At 45.0% G+C, this 17,386-nt stretch carries 20 protein-coding genes; 7 read left to right on the top strand and 13 right to left on the bottom strand.

Features of this window, described 5'->3' with window-relative positions; all coding sequences use genetic code 11:
* Positions 1 to 2: 2 nt before the first annotated feature.
* From ACQCN2_RS01805 to ACQCN2_RS01790, 4 genes are all read right to left on the bottom strand, one after another.
* Complete coding sequence (locus tag ACQCN2_RS01805; protein ID WP_426927171.1) at positions 3 to 1,106, bottom strand: acyltransferase; 1,104 nt, start codon at positions 1,104 to 1,106, stop codon at positions 3 to 5.
* A gap of 122 nt (positions 1,107 to 1,228) precedes the next feature.
* Complete coding sequence (locus tag ACQCN2_RS01800; protein WP_426927170.1) at positions 1,229 to 1,732, bottom strand: DinB family protein; 504 nt, start codon at positions 1,730 to 1,732, stop codon at positions 1,229 to 1,231.
* Between the two features lie 67 nt (positions 1,733 to 1,799).
* Positions 1,800 to 2,306, bottom strand: coding sequence for a GNAT family N-acetyltransferase (locus tag ACQCN2_RS01795; protein WP_426927169.1), 507 nt, complete (start codon positions 2,304 to 2,306; stop codon positions 1,800 to 1,802).
* Between the two features lie 32 nt (positions 2,307 to 2,338).
* Positions 2,339 to 2,746, bottom strand: a complete 408-nt coding sequence (locus ACQCN2_RS01790) for a hypothetical protein (protein WP_426927168.1) — start codon at positions 2,744 to 2,746, stop codon at positions 2,339 to 2,341.
* A 132-nt stretch (positions 2,747 to 2,878) separates the two neighbouring features.
* On the opposite strand from ACQCN2_RS01790, the gene ACQCN2_RS01785 reads away from it, so the two are divergent.
* The 4 genes from ACQCN2_RS01785 (at position 2,879) to ACQCN2_RS01770 (ending at position 5,793) form a co-directional block, all read left to right on the top strand.
* Positions 2,879 to 3,067 carry a M48 family metalloprotease gene (locus ACQCN2_RS01785; protein ID WP_426927507.1) on the top strand — a complete coding sequence of 63 codons (189 nt, stop codon included), beginning with the start codon at positions 2,879 to 2,881 and terminating at the stop codon, positions 3,065 to 3,067.
* A 266-nt stretch (positions 3,068 to 3,333) separates the two neighbouring features.
* Entirely contained in the window at positions 3,334 to 3,801 is a 468-nt protein-coding gene (locus ACQCN2_RS01780) for a hypothetical protein (RefSeq protein WP_426927167.1), read from the top strand.
* Positions 3,802 to 3,816: 15 nt separating this feature from the next.
* A complete protein-coding gene (locus ACQCN2_RS01775) occupies positions 3,817 to 4,110 on the top strand; it encodes a DUF2653 family protein (RefSeq protein ID WP_426927166.1) in 294 nt (97 codons plus the stop codon).
* A 126-nt stretch (positions 4,111 to 4,236) separates the two neighbouring features.
* On the top strand, positions 4,237 to 5,793 hold the full coding sequence (locus ACQCN2_RS01770) for a COG4705 family protein (protein WP_426927165.1): 1,557 nt from the start codon (positions 4,237 to 4,239) through the stop codon (positions 5,791 to 5,793).
* Between the two features lie 42 nt (positions 5,794 to 5,835).
* Here ACQCN2_RS01770 and ACQCN2_RS01765 read toward each other — a convergent pair whose 3' ends face one another.
* Positions 5,836 to 7,197, bottom strand: a complete 1,362-nt coding sequence (locus tag ACQCN2_RS01765; RefSeq protein WP_426927164.1) for a glycosyltransferase family 4 protein — start codon at positions 7,195 to 7,197, stop codon at positions 5,836 to 5,838.
* Between the two features lie 185 nt (positions 7,198 to 7,382).
* On the opposite strand from ACQCN2_RS01765, the gene ACQCN2_RS01760 reads away from it, so the two are divergent.
* Together ACQCN2_RS01760 and ACQCN2_RS01755 are read left to right on the top strand one after the other, a co-directional pair.
* Positions 7,383 to 8,528 (top strand): glycosyltransferase, encoded by a 1,146-nt coding sequence (locus tag ACQCN2_RS01760; protein WP_426927163.1) that lies wholly within the window; start codon positions 7,383 to 7,385, stop codon positions 8,526 to 8,528.
* A gap of 181 nt (positions 8,529 to 8,709) precedes the next feature.
* Positions 8,710 to 9,534, top strand: coding sequence for a M55 family metallopeptidase (locus ACQCN2_RS01755; RefSeq protein WP_426927162.1), 825 nt, complete (start codon positions 8,710 to 8,712; stop codon positions 9,532 to 9,534).
* An 18-nt stretch (positions 9,535 to 9,552) separates the two neighbouring features.
* On the opposite strand, the gene ACQCN2_RS01750 is transcribed toward ACQCN2_RS01755, so the two are convergent.
* From ACQCN2_RS01750 to ACQCN2_RS01715, 8 genes are all read right to left on the bottom strand, one after another.
* Positions 9,553 to 9,927 (bottom strand): VOC family protein, encoded by a 375-nt coding sequence (locus tag ACQCN2_RS01750; protein WP_426927161.1) that lies wholly within the window; start codon positions 9,925 to 9,927, stop codon positions 9,553 to 9,555.
* 170 nt (positions 9,928 to 10,097) lie between these two features.
* The gene (locus ACQCN2_RS01745; RefSeq protein ID WP_426927160.1) at positions 10,098 to 11,396 is read right to left on the bottom strand and encodes a nucleotide sugar dehydrogenase; all 1,299 of its coding nucleotides are present in this window, start codon (positions 11,394 to 11,396) and stop codon (positions 10,098 to 10,100) included.
* A 29-nt stretch (positions 11,397 to 11,425) separates the two neighbouring features.
* The gene (locus ACQCN2_RS01740; RefSeq protein WP_426927159.1) at positions 11,426 to 11,575 is read right to left on the bottom strand and encodes a hypothetical protein; all 150 of its coding nucleotides are present in this window, start codon (positions 11,573 to 11,575) and stop codon (positions 11,426 to 11,428) included.
* Positions 11,576 to 11,685: 110 nt separating this feature from the next.
* Positions 11,686 to 12,105, bottom strand: a complete 420-nt coding sequence (locus ACQCN2_RS01735; protein WP_426927158.1) for a DUF1284 domain-containing protein — start codon at positions 12,103 to 12,105, stop codon at positions 11,686 to 11,688.
* Between the two features lie 139 nt (positions 12,106 to 12,244).
* Positions 12,245 to 12,820 (bottom strand): PspA/IM30 family protein, encoded by a 576-nt coding sequence (locus ACQCN2_RS01730; RefSeq protein ID WP_426927157.1) that lies wholly within the window; start codon positions 12,818 to 12,820, stop codon positions 12,245 to 12,247.
* Positions 12,821 to 12,850: 30 nt separating this feature from the next.
* Entirely contained in the window at positions 12,851 to 13,936 is a 1,086-nt protein-coding gene (locus ACQCN2_RS01725) for a hypothetical protein (RefSeq protein WP_426927156.1), read from the bottom strand.
* A 144-nt stretch (positions 13,937 to 14,080) separates the two neighbouring features.
* Positions 14,081 to 14,491, bottom strand: a complete 411-nt coding sequence (locus tag ACQCN2_RS01720; protein WP_426927155.1) for a DUF350 domain-containing protein — start codon at positions 14,489 to 14,491, stop codon at positions 14,081 to 14,083.
* A gap of 15 nt (positions 14,492 to 14,506) precedes the next feature.
* On the bottom strand, positions 14,507 to 16,864 hold the full coding sequence (locus ACQCN2_RS01715) for an endonuclease MutS2 (RefSeq protein ID WP_426927154.1): 2,358 nt from the start codon (positions 16,862 to 16,864) through the stop codon (positions 14,507 to 14,509).
* A 111-nt stretch (positions 16,865 to 16,975) separates the two neighbouring features.
* Between ACQCN2_RS01715 and ACQCN2_RS01710 the strand changes: the two genes are divergently transcribed.
* Positions 16,976 to 17,350 (top strand): phage holin family protein, encoded by a 375-nt coding sequence (locus ACQCN2_RS01710; protein ID WP_426927153.1) that lies wholly within the window; start codon positions 16,976 to 16,978, stop codon positions 17,348 to 17,350.
* Positions 17,351 to 17,386 lie beyond the last annotated feature (36 nt).

The raw sequence follows: 17,386 nt of genomic DNA, 5'->3' as shown, positions 1-17,386 counted from the left end.
AACTAACCTGCAAGCGGCATCTGCTTATTGACCCTCTTCTGATGCTTCTTGAGAGGAACGCCACCCAAGAGATCAATAAGCGGCACATAACGCAATATATAAGTTGCCACGACAGTTATGATGGTCGTCACCAGATACATGGCGATCATCCCGAAGCTGCCTTGCCACATTGCAGAAAGCCCCAGCTTTTGGGTCGTGGCTAACATTAGGCTTAAGAGCAATGGATGAAGCAAGAAGATCATAAACGAGTTGGTGGCAAGCCAGTCCATCGCCTTGCCCACTCGGCTGGTCGTCTGTTTCATTTTGAGAGCAGCTACATAGAACAAAAAGTAACTACTGAAACAATACAGCATAACCGTTGGCTTAATGGACGAGGCATGCGTCTTGGTGATTTTGCTGTCGAGTAAGAGCAAACCAAAACTGACAAGCCACATCACGGTAAGCGGGAGTAGTTTGCCTTGCAGCTTCTCTTCCCAGTTTGCCTTTTTTTGTGCGGCTAACATCCCGAACGTAAAATAAAACAACCAAATAGGAAACAGACTGACGTATGGGATGGCCAGACTCGGCAGTACCAACACATGCAGCTGGTGCAAATAAATCATTGTCTGAGAAAACAGGGTGATGAGAAATGATACAGCCACTAAAGAGCCCGCATGTCGTTCAATCCAACGCTTCAATAACGGATAAACGAGATATAATTGCACGGTAATGAGTAGAAAATACAAATGCACATGACCTGTTCCGGTTATCAAATGCTTCAAGTAGATGATGAGTGGTTTGACTGGTTCATTTTGAATCCACCCACTCAGATGATGTCTTGAGTTATAGAGAAAATAAATGAGCGTCCAAAGCACGTAGGGGATGATCACCTTCTTGAAACGCACTCGAATGAAATGTCCGTACGTAACAGGCGCTCTTCCCTGATCGACATAGAATAGAAGAAACCCCGACAGCATGATGAATAACGGAACGGCATACCGCATGAGTTGATTCCACACATAACCAAACTGGTTGGTTGCGACGTATCCTGCCGTTACATGGATGGCGATCACCGACAGCGCGGCAAAAGCTCTGACTAAATCAAACTCTCGTAATCGATTTTCCATTGACCAATCTCCTATTATGAATTCCGGAACATCACCAATTCTTAATTATACCTCTCTTTTCTCTTCCGCAAAAGACAAATTAAAACCCCTTAAACCGCCGAAACGGTCAAGGGGAAAGTGTGTTAGAATGTGGGAGCTTCCATGCCATATTGGCCCCATTCTTCACGGGATGGACCAAATACACCTGGCACGGGCAGACCAGCTTGGCGCATCAACACCGTCATCTGTCCACGATGGTGAATCTCGTGCTCAATCAAAATGGTTAACGTCAAACCTTTTGGCCATTGTTCTCCATACATATCATCCGTTTCCTTCAAGGTTGCATCTGTCCAATTTGTCTCAATCGCTTTGAGCATTCCTTCGCTTGCCTGACGGTAGCCTTCAGCGATTTCTTTTGCGGTAGCGGGAACAGGCGCATCATGTTCAGGAGCTTCAAACGTAAGACCTGTTCGGCCCAACATCTCAGGAATTGATGCGACAATATGCCATGCCATTCTTCCAAGGGTTCTGTCTTGAGGGGTCACCGCTTGAGAAAGTGACTCATCGGTTAAGGTATCCAGGATGCGCTGAGTTCCTTTCGCATTGTTTTTCCAGGCTTCAACAAAATCTTGAATGGTAACAAACATGTGAGTTCCTCCCTAAAACTGGATTCAACCGCAACAATTGGTATTTCGCTTTTGTTCTTAAGATTTCCTACTGGAGATCTCCATGATACGCAAATTCAAACACTTTTTCCAATTCTATCTCGTCACGAATCGGAATTCCGTCATTTCCGACCAGTGGGATTTGTGGCTTAATCCGGCGTGCGGCCTCGACAGCGTTGCGATGAATGGATACCAGATGATAGCCCCGCTTTTGATAGAAGCGTAAGGCATGCAGGTTGTCGTTCGTGGTAATCAACCAGATTCGATTGCTTTGATTGGACAAGGCGGTTTCTTCAACAGCTTCTATGAGGGCAGTTCCGATTCCCTTCCCCTCTGCCAGACTATCGAGCGAAACGATCTCGCAGCCCTGTGCGCTCAATTGGTAGGTAATTAATCCAACAGGCTTGTTTTCCATAAAAGCCGCATAGGCGGGCAGTTCATCACATTGATGGATTCCTTGACTGTAAACCATCTGGGTGCTTCCCCAATGCTGGATCAAGAACACTCTCATCCATTCCCTTTCCTGCTCGGTGACTTCGCGAATCTCTACATTCATTTGAATAACTCCTTCGTTCAGAATCTTTACTCTTACTCAGTTGCCCATCCTGTGTTCACTGGTTGTTCTTCGAAGTTATTGATGTAGAAGCGTATGTTTTTTTGATCTACTTCGTTGGCGAATGAGATGGCCTCCCTGCATTGGGATGAGGTCTCTTGGCTTTGATCTTCGTCATAATATACGTGGACGATTCCCTGTTTCGCTATCACCCGTATGTTTTCACTCGGTTTGTATCCAACAAAGATGATCTGATGAACGTTTCCTCTTCGGTGAGTATCTGCGGTAAACACATTAATTCCGGGCTTTAATTCCATTCCTCCACCGGAAAAGAAAGTCTTGTATGGTGAGATTCTTTCAAAAGAAATGGATGAACTCGTCAGATACCAAATACAGGCTACTATACACAAAGCGCCAAACAATCCCCAAATGATTTTTTTCAAGCACATACCTCCCTTTTGAAATAATTATCCACCTAAATTTACCCATTTTTTTGTTATAATGAAACATGCAAAATACTTTATAAGCAGGTGATTTTCTTGTATTCCTTAGGCGGAAATGATACTAACTTTTTTATGATTCTACCTCTTCTCATCATCTTTTTTCTAAACCTGATCAACATTTTAATTAGTATTTGGGCCTATCGTGACTCACGCAGAAGAGGTAATAGCAAGGAATTCTCCATCATTGTACTAATCGCTTTATTGATCGTCCCCATTATAGGATTGATCGTCTATTTCGCAATTCGAAAGGATAAGTTTTAATCCTTCTAAATACAAAAAAGAGATGAAAGATCGGGCAGAACAAACCCGCTAAATTTGAATGTACTTGTAAATAACATCTCTTCTTTTGCGCTGCTGATAGGCTGATTTTTAAGGGCGGAGACCAACCGTCCTTTTTTTGTTTCTCGCAGCTTTTATAGCCCATAAAAAATTCTATAAGTTTTCTATATTGTTTTCTCAAGTTTTCCATCAGTTATTAATTGAAAAGGAGTATATTGAGAGCACTTCTTCAATAAAAGGTGGTTTGTATGTCTAGTAAAATCATTGCATTTGTCACAGCATTCACGATGTTGTTTTTGCCTATTACGGCATCCGCAAAAGGTTTTGGAGGCGGTCACTCTACCAGAAGTTCTGGAAGTACCTATTCAAGCCATTCTAGCGGTTTCAATAGTTACCATTCTGGAGTTTCCAACAGTCAGACTTACCATTCTGGCTATCGATCCCCCTCCTCTAATGTGAGTGGAAGTCGTTCCTACGGTTCAAATGCACCAAGCTATTCAACTCCAAAAAGCTCTGGCGGCTTCTTGTCCCACGCGGTTTCCTTTGGAGCTGGCGCGCTGTTAGGCAGCATGTTCCATCCTTTTGGCGGAGGGTATGGAGGTTACGGAGGCTACAATGGTTTTGGAACTCACTCCATTTCCATCTTTGGTCTACTCATGGACTTGCTGCTAATCTTTATCGCCTATAAAATCATCCGCCGTTTATTTTTCAGATAAAAAAGGAGAAACAAGATGAACATTCATTTTTGCGAACAAGACGTCGTTGATTCAGTCTGTGTTTATTTCGCTCATGAGAACCGCTGTGCTCCAGAGGATGTGGATGTTGATTTGCAATTCAATCCGTCCTTTGGATTTGCGGCCGAAGTAAAAAGAGGATTCCACCAATCACGGATCAGTGAACAACAAATCATTGACTCGATCGCGTTTTATTTAGCCGATTACCATTCCTTTATCCCTGACCGCTTAAAAATCGACTTGCAATTTCATGAACATGCAGGAATTGAAGCTGATATTATCGTCGAGTAATGGTTCTTGAAAGAGATGAATAAAGATATCCCCCCAAAAGCCAATAATTCTCTAAAAGTAGAATTATTGGCTTTTATTTTTAACCTTTACGTTGAGGAAAATCACTGCAAAGAAAGGAATTTATGAATGGAAACAAACCAAACGAAATTAAAAATCTTACTGAACAAGGTGCCGGAAGTTACGATTTTCTTCTGGATAATCAAGGTTTTATGTACCACTGTCGGTGAAACATTTGCTGATTTCCTAAACTTCAATCTTGGATTTGGTTTAACGCTCACTACAATTATTATGGGATTAGCGTTTTTCATCGTTTTGTTTTTTCAATTCAGAGCAACCAAATATGTTCCAAGCATATATTGGCTAACAGTTGTTCTTATTAGCGTCTTTGGAACGTTGGTAACTGATAATTTGACAGACAGTATGGGAGTGCCTCTTGAACTTAGTACAGTCGTTTTCTCCGTGCTGCTAGGACTCACTTTTCTTTTTTGGTATCTTAGTGAAAAAACACTCTCGATACACTCGATATATACAAGAAAAAGAGAAGTATTCTATTGGCTGACCATTCTTTTCACATTTGCGCTTGGAACAGCAGTCGGCGATTTATTTTCCGAACAACTCGGTCTTGGTTATCTTCACACAGGAATAACAGTCGTTATAATAATCGCTTGCGTATTTATGGCATGGAGACTTCTGAAACTTGATGGAGTATTAGCGTTTTGGATTGTGTATATTCTTACTCGTCCACTCGGAGCATCATTAGGAGATTACCTATCTCAACCGGTAAATAATGGTGGGTTAGGTTTGGGGACAACAGTTACTAGTGTAATTTTCCTTATCGCTATTTTTGCGATAATCGTTTTTCTTGCAGTTACAAAGATTGATATAACGGCAAAAAGTGAAACAGCAGAAACAAACCAAGCCAATGGAAGCAAAAAAAATGTTTTAACGCAAACCGTTGTGGTACTGTGTATTTTCTTAGTTGTTGGTATAGGTGGTTATTTTCAGTTAAGCAATAATATAGCAACGCAACCCGATTCTCCACAAACTACATTAGTTGGGCAATTAACAGATTTTATTAAAACCGAAAATGATATACTAAACAATGTAAATTCAAATGATTTTGCTTCAGCGAAAAATGCGGCAGACAATTTGGAGCATCAATGGGACACAGCTGAACCTAAGCTTCGAAAAATAGATAGCACTACATGGACCCAAATCGATGGAACAATTGACGTGGTATTGGCAGCCGTTCGTTCAGGAAAACCTGATGCCAGCCAGTGCAAATCTGCCCTTGACCATTCGCTTAGTGTCTTAAACGGAGCAAATAAATTAGCAACGCAACCCGATTCTCCTCAAACTACATTAGTTGGAAAATCGCAACCCGATTCTTCCAAAAATAAAATAGCTGGGCAATTAACAGATTTTATTAAAACCGAAAGTGATATGCTAAACAATGTAAACTCAAATGACTTTGCTTCAGCGAAAAATGCGGCAGACAATTTGGAGCATCAATGGGACACAGCTGAACCTAAGCTTCGAAAAATAGATAGCACTACATGGACCCAAATAGATGGAACGATTGACGTTGTATTGGCAGCCGTTCGTTCAGGAAAACCTGATGCCAGCCAGTGCAAATCTGCCCTTAACCAATCGCTTAGTGTCTTAATCGGAGCAAATCAATAGAAATTAGACGTAAAAACCGCCAATTTCTTGGCGGTTTTTAGATTAATTCATTAACTCGTCCATCAACTGAGCGAGCTGACGCGCCTGCTCCTTGCGTTCATATGGTTTAACCCGATCGGCAAACTCCGCTTCTTTTTGCGGCCCGGATTGCTCGTCTACTTGTTTGCCCGCTTTCCATTCTTGATACAGCTTCAGATAGGCTTGCTTGATCGCTTCTTTATCGAGTGGATTGGCTACCTGACCTAATCGGAATTCCTGGATGATCTCGGTCGCTTCACCTGGCATGTTCAACGCCAAAACAGGATTACCAATCCCCATGTACTCATACAATTTACCAGGGATGTACGCTCCGGCATCCGGTGTCACGTCTCCGATCAAAAGAAGTGCGTCTCCGCCTTTCATTAGACCGAGTGCTTCTTTATGTTTCAGATTGCCAAGGACATGCACAACATCGCCTAATCCTAACTCCCTGACGCAATCCGCGTTCTCCGTATAGCCTGGATAATCGAACACACCCGCAAAAGACAGAGCAATCTGTGAGCGATCCACCAATCCTTCGTCAATCAGTTCTTTGATCGCAGCCAACAGCAAGCGCGGGTTTCGTTTCTGATAGAGAATACCGGCATATACGGCGTGGAACTTATCGGGTTGTTCCAGATACGGCTCCAGATTCACGAAATCCTCTCGGTCAAAACCGTTGTAAATCAGTTCCAGTCTCTTAATCGTGTCACCGTATTTCTTGCGGAAGTTCTTGGCGAAAGTAGCGGTTACCGTCGTGACTGCATCCGCCGCCTTCATTACCTTGGCTTCCATTCTCTCTTCTAGACGATCCCGCCAGGCTATTCCCGAGCGGTGCATGTTTTGGGTCCAGGGATCACGGAAATCAATGACCCATTTGCAAGGGAATTCTTGCGCCAGCTTTTGCCCGATCAAGTGGTTGGTCACAGGACCTGATGTCGAGAAAATCACGTCGATTTGCTCGCGGTGCATAATCTCTCTGCCTTTTTTGACAGCCTCAGGGTACCAGAGGATTTGATCGTCCGGGATAAGCAGGTAAGGCTTTACTTTTTTCAAAAGATTAATAACGCCCCTCTTCACTTGCGAGACAGCGGAAGGCTTAGCTGGTACAGTCGAAGCTTCTCCTTGTGGCTTGCTTGTCTGCTGCACATTGGGACGGGGGAGAAAATTCTTTTCTTTCGCTCTATGAATCGTCACGCTCGCTGGTAATTGGGCAAGCAGTGACGGGTCTGATGTGACATGATATGTTGGGTCAACGGTCAAAATGTGCACCCGCCAGCCAAACTCTCCGAGATACTTGGCCATCTTCAGCGGTCGAGGCACACCTCCTCCACCAATCGGAGGGAAGTTATAGCATATGATGAGTACCGATTTTTTCTGAGACATTCTCTACCATCCTTCATACGTACCCACTTGACTTGGGACATCGTCAGTGTCTTATGGGTTCCAGTTGCCCTGAATTCTATAAAAAACTTCAAGTTTAACCATACCATAAGTCCGGGCTTATTGCGAATCCATTCGCCTTTTGATATAGTGAAAATGGTTTGTTTGGAAAGGTTCGGGTGGATTACATGAAAACGAAAATGAGAATCCTCCACGTCATCGGTGGAGGAGAATTCGGTGGAGCCGAACAGCATATCCTTCATCTTCTCAAATCCTTTCCGCAAGATGAAGTTGAAGCAACTGTCGTATGCTTTTATGACTCCCTGTTTGCCGAAAAACTACGTGAAGCGAATATACCGGTGATCCCGTTAACCAAGTTTGGGCGTTTTGATATACGAGTGATGCGCAGTTTACGCCAGATTATCAAGGATTGGAAGCCTGATGTGGTCCATTCCCATGGAATTAAGGCGAATTTTCTTGCCCGCTTGGCGGCCTACGGACTACCTCCATTCGTTTTAACGACCGTACATAGCAGTTTGCGCTACGATTACGAGAATCCGCTCGTTTACCGGATTGTTTCTCTAATGGAACGAAGCACCCGCGCTCTCAACCAACATTATATTGTCGTCAGTAAGGCAATTGGGGAGATTTTGCAACAGGATGGCGTAGCTTCGAACCAGATCAGCTTGATTTATAATGGGATTAATCTCGCTCCTTTTCAGCAGTCAGACAACCGTGAACAGGACCGTGCGCGATTGCTTCGTGAATGGGGCGTTCCAGAGCAAGCTTTTATTTTCGGATCGGTGGCTCGACTCGTACCTGTTAAGGGATTTCATTATCTGCTGGAAGGCTTTGCCCTGTTTTTGCAACAGCAAACCTCTCATGATTACCACTTGATTTTGGTGGGAGATGGAACTGAACGCTCTTCCTTGGAAAAATTAGCCGTACAATTACAGATCGACCAACATGTCCACTTTGCCGGATTTCGTCAAGATGTTCCGAACTGCCTTCATACCTTTGATGTGTTTGTCCATTCTTCCATCTATGAAGGATTGGGATATACGCTCATTGAAGCAATGGCAGCAGATGTTCCGGTGATTGCCTCAAGCGTGGGCGGTGTAACAGAATTCGTCTTCCCTGAGGAGACAGGGTTGTTGATTCCGCCCGAGAATCCGCAGAGCATCGCCAACGCCATGCAACGTCTGGCCGAAAGCTCATCTCTTAGAGAAGAACTTGTGAGCCGCGCTGATCAGCTCGTCCAATCTACGTTTACGATCGAGCAAATGGCGGCCCAAACACTTGAGTTGTATCGCTTAAACATCAAGAAGGTATAAGGATTGTCTTATACCTTCTTTTTTATGGGGCTCTGTTTCAAAAACAAAAGCAAATCAGAAATATTCAATTTATTGCACCCATTCTCTTGCAAGTTGATCGTTTTAAAGGATAACATTGAGTTTGAAAGACATTTTAGCCACTGGAAGAAATAAATGCTACATACAGAAAGGGTGCTTCAGAGTGAAATTATTTATCTCGTGTGACATGGAAGGCATCTCCGGCATTACGGACCCCTCGTACATCAATCCAGGGCACAACAATTACGAGCGCGGGCGACAATTTATGACTCAAGATGTGAATGCGGTTATCGAAGCGGCGGTAGAAGCTGGCGTCACTGAAATTCTCGTCGCAGACAGCCATAACACGTTCAACAACATTCTATTGGAGCAGCTTCATCCCAAAGCCAAGTTGTTATGCGGAACCCCTCGCAATGACTCGATGATGGAAGGATTGGACTCCAGCTACGATGCCGCTTTCTTCATTGGCTACCATGCTCGTCACGGAGTTCCGGGTGTGCTCAGCCATACCATGTCCGGTGTCATCAAGAACCTCTATGTGAACGATCTGGTAGTAGGAGAATTTGGCTTTAATGCGATTTACGCTGGTTTGTGCGGTGTACCGGTTACTTTCGTCTCTGGCGATGATCAGATTGCGCAGGAAGCTAAGTCTCTTATTCCTAATATTTCAACAGCGATTGTCAAAGAAGCGGTTTCCAGAACATCCGCTGTATGTCTCTCGCTTGCCCTAAGCCATAAAGAGCTTCAACAAAAAACAAAAGAAGCCCTAGCCAACGCAAAAAACATCTCTCCTCTGCTCGCACAGCTTCCGCTGCAATGCAAGATTGAGTTCGCCCATGCCGGACAAGCGGAGATGGCTTCCATTGTGCCAGGAACATCTTATGAGGTTGGCAGTACGGAGGTTGTTTATCAGGCGGCCAATCAATACGAGATGTATCGAACCATGCGCGCCATGATGAATCTGGCATCTAGCGTACCATTTTGTTAGGCGCTAAGCGTGAGCTCATTACAAGTATTCCAGAAATTCAAGACGATTTCCAAATGGGTCGTTTAGATAGAATCGTTTAACACCTTCATCAGCTCGTGCTTCATCATCAATCACTTGGATGTTTCTCTGAAGTAAATATTCACGTAATGACTCTATATTCTGAACCTGAAATGCGGGATGAGCTTTCGTGGCAGGGACAAAATCCTTTTGAACTCCGATGTGCACTTGATGAGTGCCACATTGAAACCATACGCCACCCCGCTTTTGAAGGCTTTCGGGCTTGGGGATTTCGCTCCAACCTAATACGTCAGCAAAAAAGCTTCTAGCCTCAGCTTCGCAACCTTCAGGAGCTGCCAGTTGAACATGGTCTATCCCAGAGAATTTGTATACCATAAAAAACCTCCCTCTCGTTTCACTAGACGAAACACTGTTTCATTTTACACTTTTTAGTGTATCGTGAAATAATTAGAATATCCAGCATTTTTTGATTCAGCTTACATAAATGAAAAGAAGCTTCAACTCCTTTACTCATTGAAAGGAATTGAAGCTTCTTCACTTTTATTTTATACGCGAACGACTTTCACTTGGGCATCCACGTCGCGCGGAATGCGGTTTTTGGTATCAAACAAAACAGGAGATTGGTTCATTAATGCTGCTACTTCATTCCAATTCACTTCGGCAAACTCTTGTTGAAGCGCAGTTAAGAATAGAGCATCCGCACCTTTAACCGCTGCCTCGAGGGAATCAACCTTGTGCGTGTATATGCTTGGCACGGCTGGATCGTAGGAGACAACCTCTACTCCGCGTCCTTGCAAGATCTTGATCAAATCATGCACAGGGCTTACGCGATCGTCGTTGGAGAAGTCTTTCATCGCCAAGCCAAGTACGGCTACACGGGAGCCAACCAGGCTTTTGCCAGATGCCTTCAACGCCTCTTCCAACATATCCGTCAGGACATTTGGCACATCATCATTGATACGACGCGCGGTTTGCAACAGGCTTAACGAAACACCCAGTTCGTTTGCTTTAGGCTGGAGGTAGTACAGCGCGTTTGGCAAACAGAAACCGCCTACACCAGGACCCGGAGTCAACAGATTCACACGTTTGTGAGTGTTGGCTACTTTGATCAATTCAAAGGTATCAATGCCAAACGTTTCGGCAAAACGAGCAAACTCCTGCACCATTGCAATGTTGACGTCACGCTGGATATTCTCGATCACCTTGGAGGTTTCCACCACGCGAATATCGGAGATGGTAATATCCGTTTCACTGATGAACGAGAGCAATTCTTTCCCTTTCATCGCGCTAGCTTCATTTACTCCACCCAATACAAGCGGCATGTGAATAAACTCTTCAAAAGCTCGTCCTTCCGCAATACGCTCAGAACAGTAGGTCAGATAGAAATCTTCTCCGGCTTTCAGTCCGCTTACTTCTTCCAAAATCGGTTGGATCACTTCCTGTGTTGTGCCAGGAACAACTGTGCTGCGAATCATCACAGTGTCGCCTTTTTTCAGTACTGAACCAAGTGTATGCGCGCAGTTTTTTAACGGCTGCAGAATCGGATCTCCATTAGACACAGGGAGTCCCACTGTCACGATGTAGTTGTTCACTACCTGTGCCGCTTCCTCGTAGGAGGTGGTTCCCTTGAAACGGCCTGCTTCGATCTGTTCTTTCAGAATTTGCGCAAGCATTTTGCCTTGGTAGCTTTCCAGGTGATGAGAATGAGCCGCGTTAATTTCATCTATAAGACTTGGCAATGCATCAATCCCGATAACTTGCGCACCCTTCATCGCATAGGTAAGCGCGAGAGGCAAGCCTACAAAGCCAAGACCGATAACAGCTACACGAACTGGTTGAGTCATATTTATCTCCTCTTTTCACAAGAACTAATCTATATCTTACTCATTGGCAGATAGCTCGTTGAATGTGGCGTTGTCGCTGGTGTTGATGGAGCCTGAGGCAAAAAGTACATTACATACACCAAACCGGCCGCAACAAACAAGATACCTGCTGCAAAAAGCACCTTGTAAAGTGTTTCCAAGGTACGTCCTCCTTACGGCAACACAATGGATTGTCCCCAAATGGACCAATTCAAAGCATTATTATACTCGTCTTTGTACAAAAAAGGTAGGGGAGAATCGTTCACAATTTTCATTTGCCTTTTAGCAGCTGAATCCCTTCCTTGCATACCCCTTGAGCTAGCCACGAACACCCTTGGCACAAGTGGTCGAGATCATCGGGAGCAACTTTTTGGCGGGTCAAGGATACCAGATAGGATTTGGGATATTCTTCTCCAGCTTGAAGCCCTAAGTGTGTGATGACATTCTGGTCCAAAAACTGAACGTGTTCCTCCGATTGAGGATCAGCCTCGCATCTTGTCTCTCCCTGATTAGGGCACACCCAACACGTATCATCAAAGCCGCGAACGACCTGAATGGTGAAATCCTTCTTGGGATTGCGAATGTTCTCGACAATTTCAGCCATTTTTACTACGAACTCGGGACTGTAGCCCATCCCTTTAAACCCGTGCACACAAAGTAAATGATGCCCTCGTAAAATGACTTTTTCCAACAGAATCACCCTTCTATGGTTTGTATATATCTGATTTTTCGTTAACCTGATTATATACTTAAGTTAACACATAATAAAATAAAAGCGCCATGAACCGGCGCTTCTTCCATTTATTAATTCATTCTTCAATACTGACCAACTATTTCCGATTGCTTCTTCTCATCAACTCTACTATTTCATCATCCAAAGAACGGGATAGTTCAGCTTGGGCTTCTGACAAAAATACCTCTTGCTTCACCTTTTCTACTGATTCACAATCTTGTTCTATCTTGCTTAACGCCTTATTCATGTCTCGTTGGATGATGGCGTTTTTCCCTCTTGTGATGAGGTCTTGTTGTCTCTCTTTCGCTAAATCCAGCTTGGCCTTCTTGAATTGAAATTCCTCTTTCAACTTCCTTAGCGTTTCTTCTTCTGTTGAAGAATTCCTTTTCTGTTCCTCGAGTTGTTGCGTGAATTCGGCAGCTTGCTCCAGCAGTTTTCTCGCCTTCTCTTGATCCTTCTGCATGGCAGCTTGCTCTGCATCCTGGCGTAAACGCTCGATTTGATACTGCATTCCATTCATTCGCTCTTTATTCGATAGACATTTGGATTCGCTTTGGTTCACGATGACCATAAATTCACGCAACCGTTCAGAAGCTTCCTCCATGTAAAGATTCAAAGCTCGTTCTGGATCCGTCACGTTATTTGAACTTCCTCCCAATAGATGCTTTAACATCTGGATTAGCCCCATCTTATAAACCTGCCTTTAGTCATCGCAGTATTTTCGCTCGTCGGCGGTTCCAAATTCCTTGTTGGTGATGAAGCGTGCAGGGGCACCATCGTCACCATACTCATACACAAAATAATGATGCAATGGAATCTCTTGACCCAAAATTACCACAGGAGTTTTGATCACCTGATAAACCGATGGAAAAGGACAACAATACCAATAAGAAGTTTCTTTTATTTTTCCTGCTTGGAGTAATTCTTCCACAGTCGTTTCGTATGTACGGTCATCTTCCCTCATGATGTACTGTTCCCAATGTTCGGTCAAGTCCTCCTCCGCCTGCTCCCATTCTCCTGCACGCTTAACTTCCGATTTAGCTATTTGCGAGGTTACTTTCCAGATATTCTTGGAATCCAGCTTACAGGTTTTTCGGTTTAGCGTATTCTCCTTCTTTAATATGTCAGACCCTTTTAACCCTTGTGCCACTAACATATAGCTGGAGAGCGCCTTCCAATATTGCTGTTCCGCATCCTCATGCGTCTCCTCCGAAACTCGTCGTCCTTCAGAGAGTATCCCTACGATCGCGTCACCGGATTGTTTCCGAGTTCTCGCTTCTTCATAAAGCAAAATGGCGGCCTTATATTCTTCACCTTTTGTTCGAGCGATTTGGATATCAACCTGAACCATTTCTTCCATCCCTGCCGCTGCACGTCGAAGTCCTGCCAAATGCTCTACAGGACAAGGACTCGGTCCCTCCATTTGGGTTCCCAGCTGAATGGGCAAAGCTAAATTGGATGATCCTTGAAAAGAAGCTTCTTGTCTTGCCGCAATGATTAAATCCGGAATGAGACCGTACCATACATCCGCTTGATCATGAGTGATGATGGGAACTGCATTCGGTTTTCCATCGATTCCGGAAAAAGCATCGCCAAGCAAGGCATCCGCCATGGTTTGAAGACTTTTGGCTGCTTGTAAAAAGGCTAAAGCTCGTGGATTCTCACATTCGGTAAGCTCCACGTGAAGCTCATACACCTGTTCTCCCAGACGCTTATAGCTTTGAAGGTGCTCGATCGGACAAATTTTCTGCCCTGTTACATTTTCCCGAAACCAATTGAATAATCCCAAAACTATACACCCCTTACTTTTTTTACTAATCATATATTACGTCATACAGAATGTTTAGTTTCGTTTTGGAAATTTTATTTGAGACATAAGAAAAAACCCTTCTCCACACTGGAAAAGGGTGTCTCTATACGAACGTCTCTCCTCTTACAAAGTCAAACTAGCTCCCACCACGTACGAAAACCCAATGGAAATCATCATGGCCGTAAGTCCAACCGCCCGATTATCTTTGGCGATCTCTTCATCTACGTTAATACTGGGCGTCAAGAATTCAAATATAAAATAGCTGGTGAGAAGCAAGGCAAACCCAAGCGTCCCCCAGATCAGCGCTTGACCGATCTTGTCGTGCTGCTCAATGGAGAAGCGAAAGATGTTGGCAATCCCAAAGATTTTACCACCAGTCGCCATCGCCACTGCCATATTGCCGCGCTTTACTTCTTCCCACACACGATATCTGGTCACCAGTTCAAAAATGGTCAGAAATAAAAGCATCGCCAGACCCGTTACGGCAAAATAAGCCGTTGTGGCAAAATAGGGGTTACTTAATAATTGTTCCATGCTAACTCCCCTCCTCTATCGCAGTTCGACAATGGTCGCTCCGACGCCACCTTCTCCTTGTCCGCCCAGTCGGAATGACTTGACGTTTCGATGCCCACGCAAAAATTCATGAACCCCTTTGCGCAGCACTCCCGTCCCGTGTCCGTGGATAATGGAGACAGAATGGAATCCCGCGAGCAGCACTTCATCCAGATAACGGTCGATCTCGGCAATCCCGTCCTCTACGTTGTAGCCTCGCAAATCAAGCTCCAGCTTGACGTTGTTCTGTCTCGTTTTGACCGCTGTGTATTGGACAGCAGGTTTTGGGGGCGCGGAAGCCTTCACGACATTCATATCGTCGCGTTTGACCTTCATCTTCATAATTCCGATTTGGACCAGGAATTCTTTGTCTGTGATCATCTCCAGAACTGTTCCCTTCTGCCCGAAGCTGTTGACCATCACTTCGTCTCCCACTTTGATCTGTGTCGCGCGAACGGCTTTGGCTGGCTTCTTCACTTTTTCCTTATCCAGTTCCAGTACGGCGTCTCCCAGGCGCTTTTTGGCGTCGATCAAACGGTGTTCCTTGATTTCGACTCCTTCGGCGCGCATCTTGCGCAACTCGCGAATAATTGTGTCCGCTTCTTCCTTCGCTAACTGGACTGCAATCCGCGCTTCTTCTTCTGCCTTTTCAATCAGACTGTTCTTCTCCAAGGCAAACTGGTTGCGCTCTTCTTCCAGCAGACGGCGAAGTTCATCCGCTTCCTTGCGCAATTGCTCCGCCTCTTGACGCGCGTTCTCGGCGGATTTGGTATTGCGTTCCAACGAAGCAATCATGGTCTCCACCTGGTTTTCTTCCTCAGAGATTGAGCCTTTGGCCACCTGAATAATCTCTTGCGGCAAACCAAGACGAGCGGCAATCGCAAACGCGTTGGAGCGTCCCGGTACGCCAATTAACAAGCGATAGGTCGGTCTCAAGGTTTGCACGTCAAACTCTACGCTGGCGTTGATGACATCTGGACGATCATAAGCATATGCCTTTAATTCACTGTAGTGGGTGGTTGCGACCAATCGCGCTCCACGGGAGATGACATGATCAAGAATCGACATCGCCAGTGCGGCGCCTTCCGTCGGGTCAGTACCCGCTCCGAGCTCGTCGAACAGAACGAGACTTTGCTCATCCATGCTTTTCAAAATGCCGATGATATTGGTTAAATGGCTGGAGAAAGTGGATAGGCTTTGCTCAATGGATTGCTCGTCGCCGATATCGGCAAAGACGCTGGAGAATACTGCAAGTTCGCTCTCCTCTTCAGCGGGAACGTGCAATCCCGACATCGCCATGAGCGAGAGCAATCCAATTGTCTTGATGGTTACGGTTTTACCACCTGTGTTCGGGCCTGTAATCACAATCGCCGTATAATTGGCGCCTAGCTCTACATCAATTGGTACAACGACATCGAGAGAAATTAATGGATGACGGGCTTTCTTCATCCGAATATATCCACGGTCGTTGAGGATCGGTCGGGTTGCTTTCATACTATAGGCCAATTGCGCTTTGGCAAAAAGAAAATCTAGCTCAGCCAGCTGTTCTACGTTCAAAAGCAGCGGCTCCACATTCTGGGCGACACCCTCCGTCAGCTGATACAGGATTTTCTCTACTTCCCGCTCTTCCTTCAAGCGGACTTCACGCAGCTTATTGTTCATGGAGACGATCACTTCCGGTTCAATAAACAGCGTCGCTCCAGACGCGGATTGATCGTGGACAATCCCTCCAAATACGTGACGATACTCCTGCTTCACCGGAATGACGTACCGATCAGAGCGAATGGTGATAATGTTTTCCATCAGCATCTTTTGGTAGGAGCTTGAGCGAGTCATCTGCTCCAGTTTCTCACGGATTCGGGATTCCAGACTTCGGATTTCCTGACGAATTTGTCGAAGCTCCAGACTAGCGCTATCCATGATCTCCCCATTCTCATCAATACAGCGCTTGATTTCGCTTTCTAAATCACGCAAACCTTCTATTTGATCACAGTGGCTCTGAAGAATCGTCAAGCCGTGCTCTTCTGTTAGCTCCGATAAAAATGTCTTTAGTCGTCTCCCAGCAAAGGTCGTGCTCGCAATATCCAGTAATTCCATCGGACCCAGCATCGAGCCTAATCGGGCCCGTTGAATTGCGCTTTGGATATCACGAATTCCGCCTAGAGGAGCGCTTCCTTTTAAACGAAGGACTGTACTGGCTTCTTCTGTACCACGTTGCGCATAGCGTACCTCTTCCAAGGTAGTGTGCGGGGTAAGCTCACGAGCCTTTATCTTGCCAGCGGTTGAAGTTGCTTTATCCGTTAAGAGATCAATGATCTTGTAGTACTCTAATGTTTTCAAAACCCGTTGCTCCACTAAAAGAAGCCTCCTTCTGAAGTTCATTTCCTTATTATAACACGATGTATACTCTCATGCAGAGTTAGGCACAATGAAACCAAGCTACCTCAATGAAAGGAGAATTTCAACATGACAATTGTAAGACACGTCATTCGCTTTGTTGTAGCTGCGATTGTATTAATGGTAGTTGGGTGGTTAGTTCCCGGCTTTTCGGTAAGCAGTTTCTGGACGGCCTTATTCGCGGCTGTTGTAATCGCGGTGATTGGATGGGCAATTGAAGCCATGCTTGGACACCGCCTCTCTCCTTATAACCGCGGAATTGTCGGATTCCTGGTTAGTGCCTTGGTCATCTACCTAACACAATTTATTGTCTCCGGGTTCCGCGTAACCGTTCTTGGCGCCTTGCTCGCTTCTTTAGTGATTGGGATCGTTGACTTGTTCATTCCAATCAAAACTCATATGGACATCCGTAATGGAGATGCTGGAAACAGACAGGAAACTTAATGACTAAATTGAACAAAAACCAGTCTATAACACTTA

The sequence above is a fragment of the Brevibacillus ginsengisoli genome (assembly GCF_050113715.1).
Classification (GTDB): domain Bacteria; phylum Bacillota; class Bacilli; order Brevibacillales; family Brevibacillaceae; genus Brevibacillus_H; species Brevibacillus_H ginsengisoli.
This window is presented reverse-complemented; position numbering and strand designations above follow the sequence as displayed.

Coding starts and splice junctions, on each gene's coding strand:
- ACQCN2_RS01805 (WP_426927171.1), bottom strand. CDS start 1,106: ATGGAAAATCGATTACGAGAGTTTGATTTAGTCAGAGCTTTTGCCGCG.
- ACQCN2_RS01800 (WP_426927170.1), bottom strand. CDS start 1,732: ATGTTTGTTACCATTCAAGATTTTGTTGAAGCCTGGAAAAACAATGCG.
- ACQCN2_RS01795 (WP_426927169.1), bottom strand. CDS start 2,306: ATGAATGTAGAGATTCGCGAAGTCACCGAGCAGGAAAGGGAATGGATG.
- ACQCN2_RS01785 (WP_426927507.1), top strand. CDS start 2,879: ATGATTCTACCTCTTCTCATCATCTTTTTTCTAAACCTGATCAACATT.
- ACQCN2_RS01780 (WP_426927167.1), top strand. CDS start 3,334: ATGTCTAGTAAAATCATTGCATTTGTCACAGCATTCACGATGTTGTTT.
- ACQCN2_RS01775 (WP_426927166.1), top strand. CDS start 3,817: ATGAACATTCATTTTTGCGAACAAGACGTCGTTGATTCAGTCTGTGTT.
- ACQCN2_RS01770 (WP_426927165.1), top strand. CDS start 4,237: ATGGAAACAAACCAAACGAAATTAAAAATCTTACTGAACAAGGTGCCG.
- ACQCN2_RS01765 (WP_426927164.1), bottom strand. CDS start 7,197: ATGTCTCAGAAAAAATCGGTACTCATCATATGCTATAACTTCCCTCCG.
- ACQCN2_RS01760 (WP_426927163.1), top strand. CDS start 7,383: ATGAAAACGAAAATGAGAATCCTCCACGTCATCGGTGGAGGAGAATTC.
- ACQCN2_RS01750 (WP_426927161.1), bottom strand. CDS start 9,927: ATGGTATACAAATTCTCTGGGATAGACCATGTTCAACTGGCAGCTCCT.
- ACQCN2_RS01745 (WP_426927160.1), bottom strand. CDS start 11,396: ATGACTCAACCAGTTCGTGTAGCTGTTATCGGTCTTGGCTTTGTAGGC.
- ACQCN2_RS01730 (WP_426927157.1), bottom strand. CDS start 12,820: ATGTTAAAGCATCTATTGGGAGGAAGTTCAAATAACGTGACGGATCCA.
- ACQCN2_RS01720 (WP_426927155.1), bottom strand. CDS start 14,491: ATGGAACAATTATTAAGTAACCCCTATTTTGCCACAACGGCTTATTTT.
- ACQCN2_RS01710 (WP_426927153.1), top strand. CDS start 16,976: ATGACAATTGTAAGACACGTCATTCGCTTTGTTGTAGCTGCGATTGTA.